The organism is Rhizobium sp. LARHSG275 (genome assembly GCF_052871115.1).
In genome coordinates, this window is sequence record NZ_JBIXJN010000023.1 from 41,679 (window position 1) to 62,060 (window position 20,382).

Below are 20,382 nucleotides of genomic sequence, written 5' to 3' on the forward strand. Positions count from 1 at the left end.
ACGGGGTAAGCAAATGCTGCACCATGCCTCCCTCGGCGTTTCCGACATCGAACGGTCGGCGGCGTTTTACGATGCCGCCCTTGCGGCGCTCGGTTATATCAGGGTCTGGGATGATATCAGGCCGGGGGAAACAGGGCAGGCAATCGGCTACGGCAATCCCGGCGGCGGGGACAAATTGGCGATCAAGCATCGGCCGGATGGCCAGCGGCCGCCCGGTCCGGGCTTTCATCTGGCGTTTGCCGCTCCGAGCCGCCAGGCGGTCGATCGGTTTTATGCGGCAGCAATCGCGCGTGGCGGCGGTGACAATGGCCCTCCCGGTCTGCGATCCCATTACGGGGAGCACTATTATGCGGCGTTCGTCATCGATCCCGACGGGCATGCTCTCGAAGCCGTGTTCAATTCCCCCGAGTAGCAAAAGCAGTTTTGCTCAAACGTCCTCGGGACGGTCCTTCGGGTCGAATTGGATGATGGTGATCCATTTTGCCGTCAACGCCGGCTTCTTCTCGTTTTCGATCTCGATTGTGACATCATAAGTGGTCATCAGCATGCCGGCGCCGCGGAAGCGGGCGTCGGAGAGCAGGAAGCGGCCGCGGACGCGGGCGCCACTCTTCACCGGCGTCATGAAGCGGACGCGCTCGAAGCCGTAGTTGATGCCCATGGTCTGCTCGCGCACTTTCGGCAGGCAGTTGTAGTTCATCGTCGACAGCAGAGACAGTGTCAGGAAGCCGTGGGCGATGGTGCCGCCGAAGGGGCTGTCGGCGGCCGCGCGCGCGGGATCAACGTGGATGAATTGATGGTCGTCAGTCGCCGCCGCGAAAGCGTCGATCATCGACTGGTCGACGGTGATCCAATCCGATAGGCCCGTTTCCATGCCGATCAATCCCCGCACGTCGGAGAGTGAAATTTCCGTGACCATGAATTCCTCGTGAAACAAGCCGCCGCGGCAAAGCCTTATCGTGCATTTGTGACGATTGCGACAAGGATTTGCGCAAGCGAGGGCAGGCGGTCAATTTTCTACGAAAAAGGCGACGGAGCGTGGCTCGACGGCTGCACCATTGCCGGCTTTCTTCGTTCCATCCCGCGTCAACTGGCGCCAGCCCGGTTCGCCCCGGGAAGGCAGCGTGAAAAATTGGCGGCTCTGCGAGCGGTTGAAAAGCACGCCAAGCCGGGTCTGCCTGCCGCGTGCGGAGCGGTCCCCGGTCGTCAGCAGCATGCCGAGGACGGACAGCGACGGCGTCTCCCATTCGGCGACGGTCATCGGTTCGCCGGAGAGCGAAATCCATTCGATATCGCCGTTTCCTGACAGGAAACCCGTTTCGGAGAAGACGGTGAAGCGGCGGCGCAGCTCTGCAACGAAGGCGGTGTGGCCGATGAGATCCCCGTCCAACGCCTCCCAGTCCAGCCAGGTGATCTCGTTGTCCTGGCAATAGGCGTTGTTGTTGCCGCGCTGGCTGCGGCCGCCCTCGTCGCCCGCTGTCAGCATGAGGCTGCCGCGGGTGGCAAAGAGGGTTGATATCAGCGCCATCACATCGTCGCGGCGACGCTTGCGGATCGTCGGATAGACGGTTTCCCCCTCGACGCCATTGTTCCAGGAGTGGTTCTCGTTATGACCGTCGCGATTGTGTTCGCCGTTGGCGTCGTTATGCTTTCCGGCGTAGGAGACGAGATCGATCAGCGTGAAGCCGTCATGGGCGGCGAGGAAATTGACACTGCGCGTTTCCTTGCCGTCGTTGCGGGAGAAGATGTCGGAGGAGCCGGCGAGTGCGGTTGCCAGCGCGCCGGTCTTCCAATCGTCGCCGCGCCAGTAGCAGCGCAGATCGTCGCGAACCCGGTCGTTCCATTCAACGAATGGCGCTGGGAAATTGCCGAGTTGATAACCGCCCGGGCCGATATCCCAGGGCTCGGCGATCATGATGCGGTCGGCAAGCACATCGTCTGAGAGGATCGCGGCCAGTGTTCCCCCGTCGCGCTCGAAGCCTGTCGCGGTGCGGCCGAGCACTGGGGCCAGATCGAAGCGAAAACCGTCGACCCCGGCATTGAGCACAAAATGGCGCAGGCTGTCGATGACGAGACGGCGGACCTCGGGATGATCGCAGGCGATCGTGTTGCCGGTGCCTGTGTCGTTGACGAGTTCGCTCGGCCAATTCTGGGCGTGGCGATAATAATGCAGGTTGTCGAGGCCGCGCAGCGACAGTGTCGCGCCGTAACGGTCGCTCTCGCCGGTATGGTTGAAGACGAGGTCGAGGATGACGGCGATACCTTCGGTATGGAGGGTCGCGACTGTCTCGCGCAACTCCGTCATGCCGCCGGGGGCGAGCCGGGGATCGAGCGCCATGAAGGCAACGGGATTGTAGCCCCAGCCGTTGGTGAGGCCGAGTGGCGGCAGGTGGCGTTCGTCGATCCAGGCAGTGATCGGCATCAGTTCAACGGCATCAACACCGATCCGCTTCAGGTGCGCGACGACGGAGGGATGGGCAAGCGCTGCGACCGTGCCGCGCTGGGCCTCCGGCACATCGGGATGGAGAATGGTGAAGGGCCGCACCGCCACCTCATAGATAAAACCGCCCGGCTTGAAGAGCGGCTTGCTGATCGCGGCTGGGGTATCGGTGGTGACGATCGCCTTCGGCATCAGATCCTGGCTGTCCTCGCCATAGATGCCGAGGCGTGGATCGTAGCGGAACGGCCTATCGATCTCCTTGGCGTAGGGATCGATCAGCAGTTTGGAAGGATCGTACCAGAGGCCGTTATCAGGTGCATAGATACCATCGGCGCGATAGCCGTAGCGCGCGCCCTGCTTCAGTCCGTCGACAAACAGATGATGGAAGTAGTTACTGTCGCGCGCCATTGGCAGGCGCGCGAATTCCCTGTTGCCGTCACCCTCGAAGAGGCAGAGTTCGATCTGTGCGGCATGATGCGACCACACGGCAAATTCGACGCCGGTCTCGAAGACGATCGCGCCGGCTCGCGCCGAACTGCTTCCCCGCATGTTTCCCCCGGATCAGGTGATCACGGTTGGCGCATCGCGTCCCGTGCGTTCCCGAATGCTGGCAATGCTTTCGGCGGCCGCGATCAAATCGGCGAGCGCTTCCTGCGTTTCGATGTTATGGCGAGTCGAATCCGGCTCGTAACGCTCAATATAGACACGCAAGGTTGCGCCAGACGTGCCGGTGCCGGACAAGCGGAAGACGACGCGGGAGCCGCCCTCGAAGAGCACACGGATACCTTGATGTTCGCTCACCGACTTGTCGATCGGATCGTGATAGGCGAAGTCGTCGGCCTTCTCGACCTTCAGGTTGCCGAAGCTCTTGCCGGGCAGGGTGGACAGTTGGCTGCGAAGATTGTCCACCAGGCCGTTCGCCGCATCGGTGTCGAGGCCTTCGTAATCATGTCGCGAATAATAATTGCGGCCATAGGTCTGCCAGTGCTGGGTGACGATATCGGCGACGCTCTCGCCGCGCACGGCAAGAATGTTCAGCCATAGAAGCACGGCCCAGAGGCCATCCTTTTCGCGGACGTGATTGGAACCCGTGCCGGAGCTTTCCTCGCCGCAGATCGTCGCCATGCCGGCGTCGAGCAGGTTGCCGAAGAACTTCCAGCCGGTCGGCGTTTCATACATGCCGATGCCGCGCTTTTCGGCGACGCGGTCGGCCGCACCGGATGTCGGCATCGAGCGGGCGATGCCGGCGAGGCCGCCGGAATAGCCGGGAGCGAGATTGGCGTTTGCGGCAAGGATCGCCAGGCTATCGGAAGGTGTGACGAAGATGCCCCGGCCGATGATCAGGTTGCGGTCGCCGTCGCCGTCGGAGGCGGCGCCGAAATCGGGCGCGTCATCGCCCATCATCTCATCGAAGAGTTCCTTGCAGTGAACCGGGTTCGGGTCCGGATGATGGCCGCCGAAATCCGGAAGCGGCATGAAGTTACGCACCGAGCCCGAGGGAGCGCCAAGACGATTTTCGAAGATTTCCTTGGCATAGGGGCCGGTGACGGCGCTCATCCCATCGAAAGCAATGCGGAAGCCGAGGCTGATCAGGTTGCGGATGGCGCCGAAATCGAACAGCTCTTCCATCAGCGCGGCATAGTCCTCGACCGGGTCGATCACCGAGAGGATCGTGCCGCCGGGAAGCTCGTCCTTGCCGATGCGGTCGAGATTGACGTCGGCGAAATCGGCGATCTTGTAGCTGTCGATCGTCTTGGAGCGCGCATAGATCGCGTCGGTGATCTTTTCCGGCGCCGGGCCGCCGTTGTTGATGTTGTATTTGATGCCGAAGTCTTCGGTCGGGCCGCCGGGATTGTGGCTGGCGGAGAGGATGATGCCGCCGAAAGCCTTGTATTTGCGAATGATGTGGGAGGCGGCCGGCGTCGACAGGATGCCGCCCTTGCCGACCATGACCTTGCCGAAGCCATTGGCGGCGGCCATCTTGACCGCCTTCTGGATGACCTCGCGATTGTAGTAGCGTCCGTCGCCGCCGATGACCAGGCACTTGCCCTGATAGCCTTCCAGCGAATCGAAGATCGACTGGATGAAGTTCTCCGCATAGTTCGGCTGCTGGAAAACCGGAACCTTCTTGCGCAGGCCCGACGTGCCGGGCTTCTGGTCCAGATAGGGCGTGGTGGGGACGGACTTGATCATTTTAGGTCACATGCCTTTCGAGACGAGGCTTGAATAGAGGGCAGCGTAGCGTTCGGCGCTCTTCTCCCAGGAGACATCCGATTTCATGCCCTGCTTTTGCAATTGGGTCCAGAGTTTTCGGTCCTGGTAAAAATGCATCGCACGGCGGATTGCCTGTAGCATGCCCGTTTCTGTCACGGGGGCAAATTGTATGCCGGTTGCCACTTTCGCCGCAAGTGCGGCATGATTGGCGTCGATCACGGTGTCGTTCAACCCGCCGGTGCGGGCGACGATCGGCACGCAGCCGTAACGTAGGCCGTAAAGCTGGGTGAGGCCGCAGGGCTCAAAACGCGAGGGGATGATGATCGCATCGCAGCCGGCCTGCATCAGGTGCGACATCGGCTCGTTATAGCCGATCGAGACGCCGATGCGACCGGGGTGACGGCTGGCGGAGGCGAGCAGCGCGCCTTCAAGTGCGGCTTCGCCGGAGCCGAGCACGACGAGCTTGCCGCCCATGGCGACGATCTCGTCGGCGACGTTGGCGACGATATCCATGCCCTTCTGCCAGGTGAGACGGCTGATGACGCAGAAGATCGGGGCGTCGTCGTTGTCGAGACCGAAGAATTCGGCAATCGAGCGACGGTTCTCCTCACGGTTCTTCAGCGTCGTCGAGCCGTAATGGGTGTGAACGACAGGGTCGGTCGCCGGGTTCCAGATATCGGTGTCGATGCCGTTGACGATGCCGTGCAGGTCGTCGATGCGGCTGGCGATGACGCCTTCGAGCCCCATGCCGAATTCCGACGTCAGGATCTCATCGGCATAGGTGGGGCTGACTGTCGTAATCGCATGGGCGGTCTTAAGCCCGCCCTTGAGGAAGCCGACAGTGCCGTAATATTCGATGCTTTCGGTGGCGAAAGCATGGGCGGGCAGGCGCAGGCCGGGGAAGATCTCGGAACCGAACTGGCCCTGGAAGGCGATGTTGTGGATGGTCAGAACGCTCGGCAATTCCGGCGTCGGGTAGTAACGCATATAGACCGAGGTCAGCGCCGCCTGCCAGTCGTGGGTGTGGACGAGATCCGGCCGCCAGCCGGGCAGCAGACCGGCGGCGATCTCGGAGGCGGCAAGCGACAGGGCGGCGAAACGGCGCCAGTTGTCGGGATAGTCCTTGCCGAGCGGATCGAGATAGGGTCCGCCCGGCCTGTCGTAATAGGCCGGCGCATCGAGGATGAGCAGATCGAGGCCCTCGTGCTCAACCTCGAGCACGGTCGCCCGCTCACCGAGCAGGTCGGGGAATTCGAGCCTGACGACGGGGTCGCGAATGACCTTCATGACGGCGGGATAGCCGGGCAAAAGGGTCTTGGTCTCGACCCCGAAAGCTTTCAGAGTAATCGGCAGGGCGCCGGACACATCGGCCAGACCCCCTGTCTTGATCAAAGGGAAGACTTCGGACGAAACCGAAAGAACTTTCATAAGTCAGATATCCAGCTTGTCGATCATCGGTTGCGTGATCAGGCAGATGCCGCTTTCCGTCCGCCGGAAGCGCTTGGCATCGAGCTCGGCATCCTCGCCGACAACCAGGCCTTCCGGAATGATGACACCATGGTCGATCACGACATTCTTGAGCTGCGCGCGCCGTCCGATCTTCACGTTCGGCAGAATGACCGCTCCTTCCATCTTGGAGAAGGAGTTCGCCCTGACACCGGTGAAGAGCAGGCTGTTGTTGAGCATGGCGCCCGAGATGATGCAGTCGCCAGACACAACGGAGGAGGTGGCCGAGCCGCGGCGATCTTCGTCGTCATGGACGAATTTGGCCGGTGGGGTGATCTCGGCATAGGTCCAGATCGGCCAGGACTTGTCGTAAATGTCGAGCTCTGGAACGATCGCCGTCAGGTCGATATTGGCCTGCCAATAGGCGTCGATCGTGCCGACGTCGCGCCAGTAGGGCTCGTGCTCGAAATCGGAACGGACGCAGGACTTGGCGAAGCGGTGGGCGACCGCCTTACCGTTGTTGACGATATAGGGGATGATGTCCTTGCCGAAGTCGCGGCTCGACGTCGGGTCGGCGGCGTCGCGGCGCAGCGCATCGAGCAGGAACTTGGTGTGGAAGACGTAGATGCCCATCGAGGCGAGGGCGAAATCCGGCTTGTCGGGAATGGGCGGCGGATCGGCCGGTTTCTCGACGAAGGCGATGATCTCGTCCTTGTCGTTGACATGCATGACGCCGAAGCCCACCGCTTCCATGCGCGGCACTTCCAGGCAGCCGATGGTGACGTCGGCGCCGGAATCGACGTGCTGCTGCAGCATCCATTCATAGTCCATCTTGTAGACGTGGTCGCCGGCAAGAATGACCATGTATTCGACGCCGTAATCCTGGATGATGTCGATGTTCTGATAGACGGCGTCGGCCGTGCCTTCATACCATTGCGTCTCGGAGACGCGTTGGCTGGCCGGCAGAATATCGAAGCTTTCGTTGCGCTCGGGGCGGAAGAAGTTCCAGCCGCGCTGCATGTGGCGGATCAGCGAATGCGCCTTGTATTGCGTGGCAACGCCAATGCGGCGGATGCCGGAATTCAGGGCATTCGACAGGGCGAAATCGATGATGCGGGCCTTGCCGCCGAAATAAACGGCCGGCTTGGCACGCCGGTCGGTGAGTTCCTTGAGACGGCTTCCCCTGCCGCCCGCCAGAACATAAGCCATTGCATCGCGGGCAAGTGGCTGAACGCGCTTTTCTACCATTTTCTCCTCCCACCAGTCACTAATTTTCAGGTTCAAGCATGATTGTCGCCAAGGGCGGCAAGGTAATCGAGCAGGTGATGTTGCCGCCGGCATCGACGGCCTGCACGCGCCCGCCATTGCCCTTGCCGCTGCCGCCGTAGATGTCGGCATCGGTGTTCAGGATTTCCCGCCAGCGCCCTGCGGACGGCAGGCGGATCGAGTAATTCTCGCGGTAGACGGGGGTGAAATTGGTGATGACGGCGACCGGCTTCTGGCCTGGCGCCTTGCGCAGCCAGGCAAAGACGGAATTCTGGTGGTCGTCGGCGACCAGCCATTCGAAACCTTCGCCCTCGCAGTCACGCGCATGCAGCGCCGGCTTGCTGCGATAGGTGAAATTAAGATCGCGGACCAGGCGCCGCATGCCCTCGTGCATGCGATACTGAAGCAGGTTCCAGTCGAGTGCCTTCTCTTCGCTCCACTCGCTCCATTGGGCGAATTCCTGGCCCATAAACAGCAGCTTCTTGCCCGGATAGCCCCACATATAAGCGTAGTAGGCGCGCAGATTGGCGAATTTCTGCCAGTCGTCGCCCGGCATCTTGGCGATCAGCGAGCCTTTTCCATGGACAACCTCGTCATGCGAGAGCGGCAGGACGAAATTTTCCGAATAGGCGTAGAGCAGGCCGAAGGTGAGCTCGTTGTGATGGTGCCCGCGATAGATAGGATCGCGGCTCATGTAGCTCAGCGTGTCGTGCATGAAGCCCATGTTCCACTTGAAGCCAAAGCCGAGGCCGCCTTCATGAACGGGCTGCGAGACTTTCGGCCAGGAGGTCGATTCCTCGGCGATGGTCATCACGTTGGAATTTTTGCCATAGATGCGGATGTTGAGATCCTGCAGAAAACGGACCGCTTCGAGGTTCTCGTTGCCGCCGTATTCGTTCGGGATCCACTCGCCGTGCTTGCGGGAATAATCAAGGTAGAGCATCGAGGCGACGGCATCGACACGCAGACCGTCGAGATGGAATTTTTCGGCCCAGTAGAGCGCGTTGTTGACGAGATAGGAAACGACCTCGGTGCGGCCGAAATTGTAGATCGCCGTGCTCCAGTCGGGATGGAAGCCCTTGCGCGGGTCCTCGTGCTCGTAGAGAGCCGTGCCGTCGAACCAGCCGAGGCCGTGCTCGTCGGTCGGGAAATGCGCCGGCACCCAGTCGAGGATGACGCCGATGCCGACCTTGTGGCAGCCGTTGACGAAACGGGCAAAACCCTCGGGCTCGCCGAAGCGCGCGGTCGGCGCGTAAAGGCCGGTCGTCTGGTAACCCCAGGAGGGATCGTAGGGATGCTCGGTGATCGGCAGGAATTCGATATGGGTGAAGCCCATGTCGGCGCAATAGGGGATGAGGCTGGAGGCGAGCTCGTCCCAGGACAGCATCGTGCCGTCCTGCCGGCGCTGCCAGGAGGCGGCATGCACCTCGTAGATCGAGATCGGCTGCCGGCGCTTGTCGGTCTCGCGCCAGTGTTTCAGATGGGCTTCGTCTTCCCACTCCTGCTCCAGCTCGGCGGCGGTGATAGAGGCTGTCTTCGGCCGGAGCTCGCTGCGGCGCGCGAAGGGATCGGCCTTTAGCGGCAGCAATACGCCGTCCTTGCCGCGGATCTCGAACTTGTAGGCAACGCCGATCGGTACATCAGGGGCAAAGATTTCCCAGATGCCGCTGTCGGCGCGGAAACGCATCACGTGGCGACGGCCGTCCCAATTATTGAAATCACCGACGACGGAGACGCGCTGCGCATTCGGCGCCCAGACGGCGAAATGGATGCCCTGGGCGCCGTCATGCTTGATAAGGTGGGCGCCCATCTTGTCGAACAGCCGCAGATGCGAGCCTTCGCGGGCGAAATAATCATCCATCGGTCCGAGCACCGGACCGAAACTGTAGGGATCGGTGACAGCCCATTCGGCATCGCCGCGCCGGGCGCGGTAACGCACCGGCTGGAGTTTGGTAAGGGAAACCGGGCCGGCGAAGACGCCGTCGGCATGGAGCTGTTTCAGTTCGCCGATGACGCCGCCGTCGAGCGTCATGGCGGTCACCTCCTCCGCGCCCGGGATGAAGCACCGGGCGACGAAAACGTCGCCGGCCTGGTGCACACCTAGGACGGCAAAGGGATTGGAATGCGAGCCGGCAAGGATCGCCGTGATTTCATCTGCCGAAATTTCCCAGGAAAGCTTTACTTCAGGGATGGTTTTCGGCGTTTTCATCCGGCTCTCCAGATTTCGTCTGCATATTGCCTGATCGTACGGTCGGAAGAGAACCAGCCCATCCGCGCCGTATTGTTGATCGTCTTGGTGTACCAGGCGGACTGGTTGGTCCAGATCTGGTCGACTTCGCGCTGGGCCTGGGCATAGGCGTCGAAATCGGCGGCGACCATGAACCAATCGTGCGAATAGATGCCGTCGATCAGCGCCGTGTAACGGTTGCGGTCATCGGGCGAGAAGACGCCGGAGCTGATGGCGGCGAGCGCCTGAGCGAGTTCGCGCGATCCTTCGATGATGGCGCGGGGATTGTGGCCATCGCTGCGGACCTTCGACACTTCGTCGGCCTTGAGGCCGAAGATGACGATGTTGTCCTCGCCGACATTGTCGCGCATCTCGACATTGGCGCCATCGAGCGTGCCGATCGTCAGCGCACCGTTCAGGCCGAACTTCATGTTGCCGGTGCCGGATGCTTCCATGCCGGCGGTCGAGATCTGCTCGGAAAGGTCGGCGGCCGGAACCATGACTTCGGCGAGCGAGACATTGTAGTTCGGGACGAAGACGATCTTCAGCAGGCCGCGCACCGACGGGTCGTTGTTGATCGTGCGGGAGACGTCGTTGATCAGCTTGATGATGAGCTTGGCATTGTAGTAACTCGGCGCCGCCTTGCCGGCGAAGAGTTTCACGCGCGGCACCCAGTCGAGCTCGGGATGCGAGCGGATCTGGTCGTAGAGCGCGACGGCCTCGATGATGTTCAGCAGCTGGCGCTTGTATTCGTGGATGCGCTTGATCTGGATATCGAACATTGCCGACGGATCGAGCTTCACGCCCATGCGGCTGGCGACGAGGTTGGAGAGCGCCACCTTGTTGGCGCGCTTTACCGCCGCGAATTTCTGCTGGAAAGCCGGATCGGAGGAATGCGCGTCGAGCGCACGCAGCTTCTCGGCATCATCGAGGAATTCGTCGCCGATCGCTTCGCGGATCAGGCCGGTGAGACCGGGATTGCACTGCTGCAGCCAGCGGCGCGGCGTGATGCCGTTGGTCTTGTTGTTGATGCGGTTGGGATAGAGCTTGTGTAGGTCGGCGAAGACCGTGACCTTCATCAGGTCGGTGTGCAGGGCCGAGACGCCGTTGATCGAATGCGAGCCGACAAAAGCGAGGTTGCCCATGCGCACGCGGCGATCGCCACTTTCATCGATCAGCGAGATCGAGCGGATTTCCGCATCGGAGAAATTCTTGCCCTTGCGAGCGTCGATCAGGATCTTGGCATTGATCGCATAGATGATCTGCATGTGACGCGGCAGCAGGCGCTCGAACAGCGGCACCGCCCAGCTTTCCAGCGCTTCGGGCAGAAGCGTGTGGTTGGTGTAGGAAAAGGTATGGCGGGTGATTTCCCAGGCCTGGTCGAAATCCATCCCGTGTACGTCACAGAGCAGGCGCACGAGTTCGGCGACCGAGACGGCGGGGTGAGTGTCGTTCAGCTGGATCGCCACCTTGTCCGGCAGCGAGGTGAAGTCGTCATATTGCTGCAGATGGCGGCGCAGTATGTCCTGCAGCGAGGCCGACGAGAAGAAGAATTCCTGGCGCAGGCGCAGCTCTTGGCCGGCCGGGGTGGCGTCGGCAGGATAGAGAACCCGGGTCAGGCTTTCGGCCTTGTTGCTTTCCCGGAGCGCGCCGATGTGGTCGCCGGCGTTGAAGGCATCGAGCAGGATCGGATCGATCGGTTGCGCCGACCAGAGGCGCAGCGTGTTGACGCGCTTGCCGCGCCAGCCGACGGCCGGCGTATCGAAGGCGGCGGCAATGACGCGCTCGGCTGGTTTCCAGACGTAGCGTGGCTGGTCGTCATGGGTGGTGATGAATTCGACGGCGCCGCCGAAGCCGATTTCATAGGAGCTTTCGCGGCGCTCGAATTCCCAGGGATTGCCATGGGCGAGCCAATTTTCCGGCAGTTCGACCTGCCAGCCGTCGGCCAGCTGCTGGCGAAAGAGCCCGTGGACATAGCGGATGCCGTAGCCATAGGCCGGAACGTCGACCGTCGCCATGCTCTCCATGAAGCAGGCAGCCAGGCGGCCGAGGCCGCCGTTGCCGAGTGCGGCATCCGGCTCCAGGCCGGCGATGACGTTGACATCGACGCCGAGCGAAGCGAGCGCATCGCGCACCTCCTCCATCAGGCCAAGGTTGGAGACGGCGTCGCGCATCAGGCGGCCGATCAGGAATTCGAGTGAAAGATAATAGACGCGCTTGGCGCCGGTCGCATAAACCTCGCGGGTGGACGCCATCCACCTGTCGATGATGCGGTCGCGCACCACCAGGATCGTCGCCGTCAGCCAGTCATGCGGCTTTGCCACCTTGGCATCCTTGCCGATGCGGTAGGTCAGACGTTCAATGATTTCTTCAGCGAGAATTTCCGGCCTTGAACTGCGAGGGGCGGGGGAAGGGATGATCGGCTTGGAAACAGTGTTCATCGTCAGGTCTCGCCAATTTTAATTTTGTTTCAGGATGTTATGCCTGATTCAATCAATTTGTCGCTTGCGCAGCCGACAGTTTATGCATCGTTACTAAGCACTTGCAACAAAGGATTTGGACAAACGAAAAATTTGCGAAACCTTCACATTCACGGGGGTCGAGGGGTTGATTTCAATCGCTTTTCCCGATCAGATGGGTGGGATAGCGATAACGAAAAGCCGCTCCTGTTTGTTCCGGAGCGGCTTTTTGTTCGGCTTTTCGAGGGGACCGATCGTCAGTTCGTCAGACGCGTCAGCTGCGCGGAAGCCTTCGCTCCGATCGCCTGGAACGCAGCAAGCAGGTCTTCCATCTTTTCCGCCTGGAAATAATGGGAGTCATCGGAGGCGCAATAATGCAGCAGCGCCTGTCCGCCCGCGGGTGCCATGAAGGCGATCGTATAGATTTCGATGCCCTTGGACTTCGCTGTGTCGCATGTCTTCTTCGTCGCGGTATCGTAGGAACGGCCGCCGCTGCTATCGTTGTTATTGTCGCCGTCGGTCATGAAGACGATGTACTTCTTCGGCACTTGCCCGGTTTTCTGCTGGTGGGCGGCGTCTTCGGCGTCATTGCCCGCGGCGTTCTTGGCGGTGAGAGACGTGTAAGCCGTATTCACTGCGCCGCTTGAATTCGTGCCACCGCCCGACTGAAGCGCGTTGACATAGTTCGTGACAGCGGTAGTTCCCCAAGCCAGACTGCTGGCTGGGTATTCAATGATATCGTAGGATACCGCGCCTGTGCGAGCATATTCGGCATTGGGATCCGCGCTATTGAGTTGGTCAAAAAGATTGCCAGCGGCGAGCTTCAGTGCTTCTATTTTTGTGTAATAACGCGTACGCGTGCCGGTGCAGGTATCGTAGATTGTCTTACCGTTTTTGTTGAGGTGAGGGTTGCATTTGTAGGTGTATGATTCCGTCATGAGGGTGGCGGTAGGATCTCCCATTGACCCCGATTTATCGAGGGCGAGGAACATAGAGATCGAGCCTTGGGTCTGTGAATGCCCGCCGACCGTCGTGCCAGAGGTCGAGAGATGCTGTGTCTTGAAGCCAACCGCCTGCATCAGTGGATTGACCGTGAGGTCGTAACTCGGCGAAACCGTTACTTGGTAGGATGTCGATTTGCCCGATGTCGTTGTTTGGACATTCACGCCCGTTGAGCTCTTGATATCGGTGCCGCTCTGCAGGTAATTCGCCATCTGCCCCGCAACGAAATTCCGCGCAAACGTTTCGGCCTCAGCGGTTGAGATCGTGCCGTTCGCCAGCGCGGTGGCGGTTGCGAGCGCCGCCGAATCGGCGGCTTCCTGCAACTGCTGTTTCGACAGCAGCATATCGCCCACCTGGATCGCCATGCCGGCCGCCCCAAAAAGGACGGGCAGCAGGATCGCCGTCATCATACCGAAATTACCGCCACGGTCGCCAAGCATGCGACGCAGGCAGGGATGCAAAAAGGAGGTGCTCATCATGTTCACCCGTGTATGGAGGCCCTGTCGAGGTGATATTGGGCACGCTCTCCTTTCCGCCGTCCTTACAACGCCAATACAATTTTAACGAATCGTCGGATTTTTCCAGTTTTGGGATTATTTCAACGGAATGACGTCGACCGCCTGGACGGCGCGGTGGCCGCCATAGCTCTTCAAGACGCCGATGACGGGGACGACATCGGAATAGTCCCGGCCGTAGGCGACGACGATGTGGTCCGTGCCGGCGGGAATGTTGTTGGTCGGGTCCAGTTCGATCCAGCCGATCGTCTCGCCGCACCAGATGCGCACCCAGGCATGCATGGCGTCCGCCCCTTCCAGCCGTTCCTTGCCGGGTGGCGGGATGGTGCGCAAGAAGCCGGAGACGTAGCCGGCTGGAATGCCGAGGCTTCTGAGAGCCTGGATCATCACATGGGTGAAATCCTGGCAGACGCCGCGCTTCAACTTGAACGCCTCGAGCGGCGTGGTGTCCACCGTCGTCGCCTCCGGGTCGTAGGTGAAATCCTTGTTGATGCGGGCGCAGAGCGCATGAGCGATCTGCATGGCCGTCAGATCAGGCGTGGCGCAGCCTCGCGCATAGTCGGCGATCTCGCGCGCTTCGGTGAGGCGCGGGCTGTCACCGAGGAAATGGTGCGGCGAATCCGGCGCCAGCGACCACATGCCTGATATTTCCTCCGGCAGGTCGGCAAGCAGCGGCGAGAAATCGGCGGCGATCGGCTGGCTTTCCACCTGCACCCGGGCCTGCATGCGAATGTCGAGCGTCTCGTGCGGCGCGCGCAGCAGGAAGGAGGTGGTGGGGTGATGGAAGAAATCGACGAAATGCGACTGCTCGTCCGGCGACGGCGAAATGGTGATCGAGCCGGCGATCAGCCGCTGCCGATTGGCCAGCGACAGCGGCATCAGGCGCATGATGTGGCGGGCGCCGGAGGCCGGCGCGTCGTAGCTGTAACCCATGTGGAGGGAGAGATCGTAGAGCACGGCCGTCACCCGAGATAGGTTTGGGCGAGCAGATCGGAGAGCTGCTCCAATTCGCGTTCCAGTCGCTGATAGACTTCGACGCCCATGCCCTCAGGCGTCATCACCGCCAGGCCGGAGTGGAGCCGCATCGCCTCGCGGTAGAAGGGCGACATCTGGCCGTTGATCATGGCATTCGGCAGTTGTTCGACCTCGTGATGGATCTCGTTCACCTGGAAGAGAACCGAACGCGGGTTGAGCGGGTCGAGCGCCAAAAGGTCGGTGACGGTCAGCCGCGCGGTGTTGACGTTATAGCGGCGGCGATGGGTCATGACGCTGTCGCCGATCTCCAGCAGCATATCGAGCGCGCCGTCAGGCGCTTCCGGGCCCGACATATGGCCGAGCAAGCGCGTCATGTGCAGGCCGCGCTCGATATAACGGCCGAGCGAAAGGAACCGCCAGCCGGTGAAGCGGTACATGTTTTCATGCATGAGACCGGCGAAGCCTGCAAGCTTCCGCAAGAGGATCGTCATCGCGTGGCTGGCATCGTCGCCGGCAGCGACGGTGACGTGGAAGCGGTGGGCGGTCTTGGCGAGATCGTTGAGCGCCAGCCAGCCGTCCGGGGAGAAACGGTCGCGGATGTTGCTGGCCGAATAGACGGCGCTGTCGATGTTGCGCAGCAGCGTTTCCGGCACGGCGTCGGCAGTATCGATATCGACGGCCGTGAGATAGTCGGAGACATCGGCGAGCAGCGGCTGGCTCGGATCGGCAGCTTCGGCGTAACGCGCATGCCAGGCGCGCAAGATGCGTAGTGCCCCTTCGGCGCGTTCGATGTAGCGGCCGAGCCAGAACAGGTTGTCGGCCGCCCGGCTCGGCAGGCTGCCCGGCATGTTGCGGGTGAAGCTGCCTTCGGCGGGCAGCAGCGTGTGGCGCTCGACCGGTTTGTCGCTGACGATCCAGACATCGGCGGCCGCACCGCCGGACTGCATGGCGATCGCCGCGACATCGGCGCCGGAGCCGATGCGGGCAAAACCGCCGGGCATGATCTGCCAGCCATTTGCGGTGCGCGCGGCGAAGACGCGCAGCGACATCGGCCGCGGCACGAGCTTGCCATCCACCCAGGCGGGTGTGGTCGACAGCGTGACGACCTCCTGGCCGACGAGCTTCGGGCCGTCCGAACTCAGCCAGTCGGTGATCGAATCCTTGGCGGCCGCGCGCAGCGATGAGCCGAGCACGGATTCGCCGTTATCGTCGAAGAAGGGGGCACGGGAATAGGCAGGGCCGATGACCATCTTTTCGATGTTTTTTGCCACGTGCTCGCGCTCTTCCTCCTGGCCGCACCACCAGGTAGCGATCGAGGGCAAATGCAGATCCTCGCCAAGCAGATGGTGACAGATGGTCGGCATGAAGGCGAGAAGCGCCCGGGTTTCAAGAATACCGGTGCCGAGCGCATTGACGATGGTGAGGCTTTCGGCGCGCAGCGCTTCCACGAGGCCGGGCGTGCCGATATGCGAATTTTGGTTCAATTCCAGCGGGTCGGCAAAAGCCGAATCGAGACGGCGCCAGAGCACGCCGATCGGCTTCAAGCCGGCGACGGTGCGCACCATGACACGGCCCTTGACGACGGTCAGATCCTCGCCCTCGAGCAGCATGAAGCCGAGATAGCGGGCGATGTAGGCGTGTTCGTAGTAGGTCTCGTTGGCGGGGCCGGGTGTCAGCACGGCGATGCGGTCGTCGCCCGAATGTTTCATGCCCTGCAGCGCGTCGCGGAAGGCGCCGAAGAAGGAGGCGAGGCGATGGACCGGGGTTTCGGCATAGATATCCGAGAAGGCACGGGTCGTCGCGACGCGGCTTTCCAGCGCGAAACCAGCGCCTGAGGGAGCCTGCGTCCTGTCGGCTAGCACCCACCAGTTGCCGTCAGGACCGCGGCCGATCTCGAAGGCGCAGAAATGCAGATAATGACCGGATGCCGGCTTGATGCCGGCGAGCGGGCGCTGGAATTCGGGATTGGCGGCGATCAGTGCCGGCGGCAGGAAACCTTCCTCCACCAGCCGGTTGTCGCCGTAGATATCGGCGATGATCGCTTCCAGCAGGTCGGCGCGCTGGACGAGACCTGCCGACAGCGTCTGCCATTCGCGCTCGTCGATCAGCACGGGGATATGCGAGATCGGCCAGGCTCGCTCTCCAGTTCCCTTGCTGCCATAGGCGCGATAGAAGACGCCGGCATCACGGAGGTAGCGATCGGCGCGGGCGAAACGCTCGGCGAGATCCTTTTCCGGCATTGCGCTCAGATGCGAGAGGAAATTTTGCCAGACGGGGCGGACGGCGCCGTCGTTGTCGACCATCTCATCGGCCGTATCGGGATGCGGCGCATAGTCGAAGGCCGCATTCTTGGCGATGCGGTCCTCTGCCTCTTCCCTGCGCTCCACTGCCGGCTTCTTGCCCATCAAAACCTAAGCCTCAAACCCTCGGCCTCAAACCCCGGCGGGCCGCCTCAGATCCAGCGTCAGCGGAAATTCCGGCGAACCCGTCTCGACGCGCGGAATGTATCCGCCCGCCGTATGCCCCCACGGCTCGAACCGGGTGAGCCGTCTTGCTTCCGCCTCGTTACCGTTGACCGGGAAGGTGTCATAGGTCCGGCCACCCGGATGGGCAACATGATAGATGCAGCCGCCGATCGAACGTTTCGACCATGTATCATAAATGTCAAAAGTCAAAGGTGTGTTGATCGGCAGGACGGGATGCAGGCCCGACGCCGGCTGCCACGCCTTGTAGCGGACGCCGGCGACCGACACGCCCGATGTGCCGGTCGGCGCCAGCGGCAGGGTGCGGCCATTGCAGGTGACGGTATAACGCGAGGTGTTGTTGGTTTCGAGCCGCACCTGCAGGCGTTCGACGGAGCTGTCGACGTAGCGGGCGGTGCCGCCCGGCGCGCCTTCCTCGCCCATGACATGCCAAGGCTCCAGCGCCTGGCGCAGTTCCAGCTTCGAGCCCTCGTATTCGACCTCGCCGCAGAAGGGGAAGCGAAATTCGAGCTGGGCCTTGAACCATTCCGGGCTGACGTCGAAGCCGTTTTCGCGAAGATCGGCGAGCACGTCGAGGAAGTCGGCCCAGACGAAATGCGGCAGCATAAAACGATCGTGCAGGGTCGTGCCCCAGCGGACGAACTTGCCGTCGACCGGATTGACCCAGAAACGGGCGATCAGCGCGCGCACCAGCAATTGCTGGGCAAGCGACATGCGCGCGTTCGGCGGCATCTCGAAACCGCGGAACTCGATGAGGCCAAGCCGTCCTGTCGGGCCGTCGGGCGAGAACAGCTTGTCGATGCAGATCTCGGCGCGGTGGGTGTTGCCGGTGACGTCGGTCAGAAGATTGCGGAACAGGCGGTCGACGAGCCAGGGCAGCGGTTGCTGGCCACGGCCGGGGGCTCCGATCTGCGCCATGGCGATCTCCAGCTCGTAGAGGCTGTCGTGACGAGCCTCGTCGATACGCGGCGCCTGGCTGGTCGGGCCGATGAACATGCCGGAGAAGAGATAGGAGAGCGCGGGGTGACGCTGCCAGTGGAGGACGACGCTCTTTAAGAGATCGGGACGGCGCAGGAAGGGGCTGTTGTTCGGATTGGCGCTGCCGACGACGACATGGTTGCCGCCGCCGGTGCCGGTATGGCGACCATCGATCATGAACTTGTCGGCGCCGAGCCGGGTGGCGCGCGCCTCCTCGTAGATCGCCGTGGTGATGTCGACGCAGTCCTTCCAGTTGGAGGCCGGATGGATGTTGACCTCGATGACGCCGGGATCCGGGGCGACGCGGATGACGTTGATGCGCTCGTCCTGCGGCGGCGGATAGCCTTCGATATGGACGGGAAGCTTGAGCTCGGCGGCGGCGTTTTCGGCGGCGGCGATCAGCTCGAGATAATCCTCGATGCGCTCCACCGGCGGCATGAAGATGCAGAGCCTGCCGTCGCGCGGCTCAACCGACATGGCGGTGCGTACGGCGCCGCGAAGCTCGCCGAGCGTCTGTTCGATCCGGCCGCGATTGCTCTCGTCGGCATGGAAGGAGGCTTCCGGCATGGCCCGACCGGCCGGTACGAAGACGTCAGGCAGCGGTCCCCGCGGGATCGTCGGATCGGCGGGGTGGATATAGGGGTAACGCGCCGGGGGAACATAGGGCAACGTGCCGAGCGGCAGGCGGTATCCGATCGGACTGTCGCCCGGGACGAGGAAGATCTTGCCGCGGCGGGTGCGCCATTTCTCGCTGACCCAGACCCGTGTTTCGGCTGCCTTGGCGTTCCATGCCTGAACCGGAAGGACGTAACCGGTCGGGGTCGTGAGGCCGCGGGCGAAGACGCGGGCGATACGGCTGCGCTCCTCGGGATCCTTCAGCTTCGAATTCGACGGGTCGACATTTTCGGGAAGGCTGCCTTCCTTGATGATCCAGTCGGCCGGATCCTCATAGGCCGGCTGCACCATGTCGGGCTTGATCGCCAGCTCCTTTGCGATTGCCGTCAGGAGCTTTTCGGCATCCTCGGCTTTGACGCCGGTATCCTTGCCTTCGGCGGCGACCAGATCGAGGTTCTGCCAGACCGGCTTGCCGTCGCGGCGCCAGTAAAGCGAGAAGGTCCAGCGCGGCAGGCTTTCGCCCGGATACCATTTGCCCTGGCCATAATGCAGGAAACCGCCGGGGGCGAAGCGTTCGTGCAGCTTTCGGATCAGGATGTCGGCCTTTTCGCGCTTGGTCGGGCCGACGGCGGCCGTGTTCCACTCCTCAGACTGGAAGTCATCGATCGAAACGAAGGTCGGCTCGCCGCCCATCGTCAGATGCACGTCCTCGGCCTCGAGGACGCGGTCGACCTTCTCGCCGAGTTCGTTGAGCTCCTCCCAGCTCTCATCGGAAAAAGGCTTGGTGATGCGCGGGTGCTCGGCGACGCGCGAGACCTTCATGTCGAAGGCGAATTCGGTTTCGGCCTCGCCAAAATAACCGCCGGAGATCGGAGCGGCGTTGCGATAATGCGGCGTGGCGGCAAGCGGGATGTGGCTTTCGCCGGTCAGCAGGCCGGACGTCGGATCGAGGCCAACCCAGCCGGCGCCGGGCAGATAGACCTCCGCCCAAGCATGCAGGTCGGTGAAATCGACTTCGGTGCCGGAGGGCCCGTCGAGCGCCTTCAGGTCCGGCGTCAGCTGGATGAGGTAACCGGAGACGAAGCGGGCGGCAAGGCCGAGATGGCGAAGGATCTGGACGAGCAGCCAGCTGGTGTCGCGGCAAGAGCCCTTGGCGGTTTCCAGCGTTTCTTCCGGCGTCTGCACGCCGGTTTCCATGCGGATGACATAACCGATCTGCCGCTGCAGACGGGCATTCAAGCCGACGATCATATCGACCGTCGGCTGATCGGGCGACCAGTCGAGCGTCGGCAGCAGCGCCTTCAGGCGCGGACCGGCCGGCTCCGGCGTCATGTAGATCGACAGATCCTCCTGGATCGTTTCAGGGTATCCGAAGGGCCACTTGGTTGCCTCTTCCTCGACGAAGAAGTCGAAGGGATTGTAGACCGTCATGTCGGCGACGAGATCGACCTCGATCTTGAATTCGGTCACTGGGTCCGGGAAGACGTAGCGGGCAAGGTAGTTGCCGTAAGGATCCTGTTGCAGGTTGACGAAATGGTTGGCCGGCGTGACCTTCAGCGAGTGGCTGAGCACCCGTGTCTTCGAATGCGAGGCAGGTTTCAGCCGGATGATCTGTGGGCCGAGGCGGACCGGCTTGTCATAGGTATAATGGGTCAGATGATAGATGCTGGCTTTGATCGACATATTCTCTTTTTATCCGGCTCGCATCGTCGTGCGGCTTGCTGTTCCCGAAAATCAGTGTGTGCAATGCAGCGAAAGAAAGCAA

12 protein-coding genes are annotated in these 20,382 nt (G+C 62.0%); 1 reads left to right on the forward strand and 11 read right to left on the reverse strand.

The annotated features are described in order from the left end of the window. The first annotated feature begins 13 nt into the window (after positions 1-13). Positions 14-412, forward strand: a complete 399-nt coding sequence (locus tag ACIPSK_RS26825; RefSeq protein WP_162116950.1) for a VOC family protein — start codon at positions 14-16, stop codon at positions 410-412. Positions 413-427: 15 nt separating this feature from the next. Here the strand turns inward: ACIPSK_RS26825 and ACIPSK_RS26830 are convergent, their stop codons facing one another. From ACIPSK_RS26830 to ACIPSK_RS26880, 11 genes are all read right to left on the reverse strand, one after another. Then, a complete protein-coding gene (locus tag ACIPSK_RS26830; RefSeq protein ID WP_162116951.1) occupies positions 428-916 on the reverse strand; it encodes a MaoC family dehydratase in 489 nt (162 codons plus the stop codon). 90 nt (positions 917-1,006) lie between these two features. Next, positions 1,007-2,986 (reverse strand): glycogen debranching protein GlgX, encoded by a 1,980-nt coding sequence (gene glgX / locus ACIPSK_RS26835; protein WP_162116952.1) that lies wholly within the window; start codon positions 2,984-2,986, stop codon positions 1,007-1,009. A gap of 12 nt (positions 2,987-2,998) precedes the next feature. After that, on the reverse strand, positions 2,999-4,630 hold the full coding sequence (locus ACIPSK_RS26840) for an alpha-D-glucose phosphate-specific phosphoglucomutase (protein ID WP_017967893.1): 1,632 nt from the start codon (positions 4,628-4,630) through the stop codon (positions 2,999-3,001). A gap of 6 nt (positions 4,631-4,636) precedes the next feature. Further along, positions 4,637-6,079, reverse strand: coding sequence for a glycogen synthase GlgA (gene glgA / locus ACIPSK_RS26845; protein WP_162116953.1), 1,443 nt, complete (start codon positions 6,077-6,079; stop codon positions 4,637-4,639). Between the two features lie 3 nt (positions 6,080-6,082). After that, positions 6,083-7,345, reverse strand: coding sequence for a glucose-1-phosphate adenylyltransferase (gene glgC / locus ACIPSK_RS26850; protein WP_017967891.1), 1,263 nt, complete (start codon positions 7,343-7,345; stop codon positions 6,083-6,085). A 19-nt stretch (positions 7,346-7,364) separates the two neighbouring features. Further along, complete coding sequence (glgB, locus tag ACIPSK_RS26855; RefSeq protein ID WP_017967890.1) at positions 7,365-9,572, reverse strand: 1,4-alpha-glucan branching protein GlgB; 2,208 nt, start codon at positions 9,570-9,572, stop codon at positions 7,365-7,367. Beyond that, positions 9,569-12,031, reverse strand: coding sequence for a glycogen/starch/alpha-glucan phosphorylase (locus ACIPSK_RS26860; RefSeq protein ID WP_017967889.1), 2,463 nt, complete (start codon positions 12,029-12,031; stop codon positions 9,569-9,571). The genes glgB and ACIPSK_RS26860 overlap by 4 nt, the downstream gene beginning before the upstream one ends. A 275-nt stretch (positions 12,032-12,306) precedes the next feature. Beyond that, the gene (locus tag ACIPSK_RS26865) at positions 12,307-13,527 is read right to left on the reverse strand and encodes a TadE/TadG family type IV pilus assembly protein (protein ID WP_162116954.1); all 1,221 of its coding nucleotides are present in this window, start codon (positions 13,525-13,527) and stop codon (positions 12,307-12,309) included. A 117-nt stretch (positions 13,528-13,644) separates the two neighbouring features. After that, on the reverse strand, positions 13,645-14,532 hold the full coding sequence (locus ACIPSK_RS26870) for a transglutaminase family protein (RefSeq protein WP_162116955.1): 888 nt from the start codon (positions 14,530-14,532) through the stop codon (positions 13,645-13,647). Beyond that, entirely contained in the window at positions 14,529-16,946 is a 2,418-nt protein-coding gene (locus ACIPSK_RS26875) for a circularly permuted type 2 ATP-grasp protein (RefSeq protein WP_162116956.1), read from the reverse strand. The genes ACIPSK_RS26870 and ACIPSK_RS26875 overlap by 4 nt, the downstream gene beginning before the upstream one ends. 27 nt (positions 16,947-16,973) lie before the next feature. Next, complete coding sequence (locus tag ACIPSK_RS26880; protein WP_162116957.1) at positions 16,974-20,300, reverse strand: transglutaminase family protein; 3,327 nt, start codon at positions 20,298-20,300, stop codon at positions 16,974-16,976. Positions 20,301-20,382: the final 82 nt, after the last annotated feature.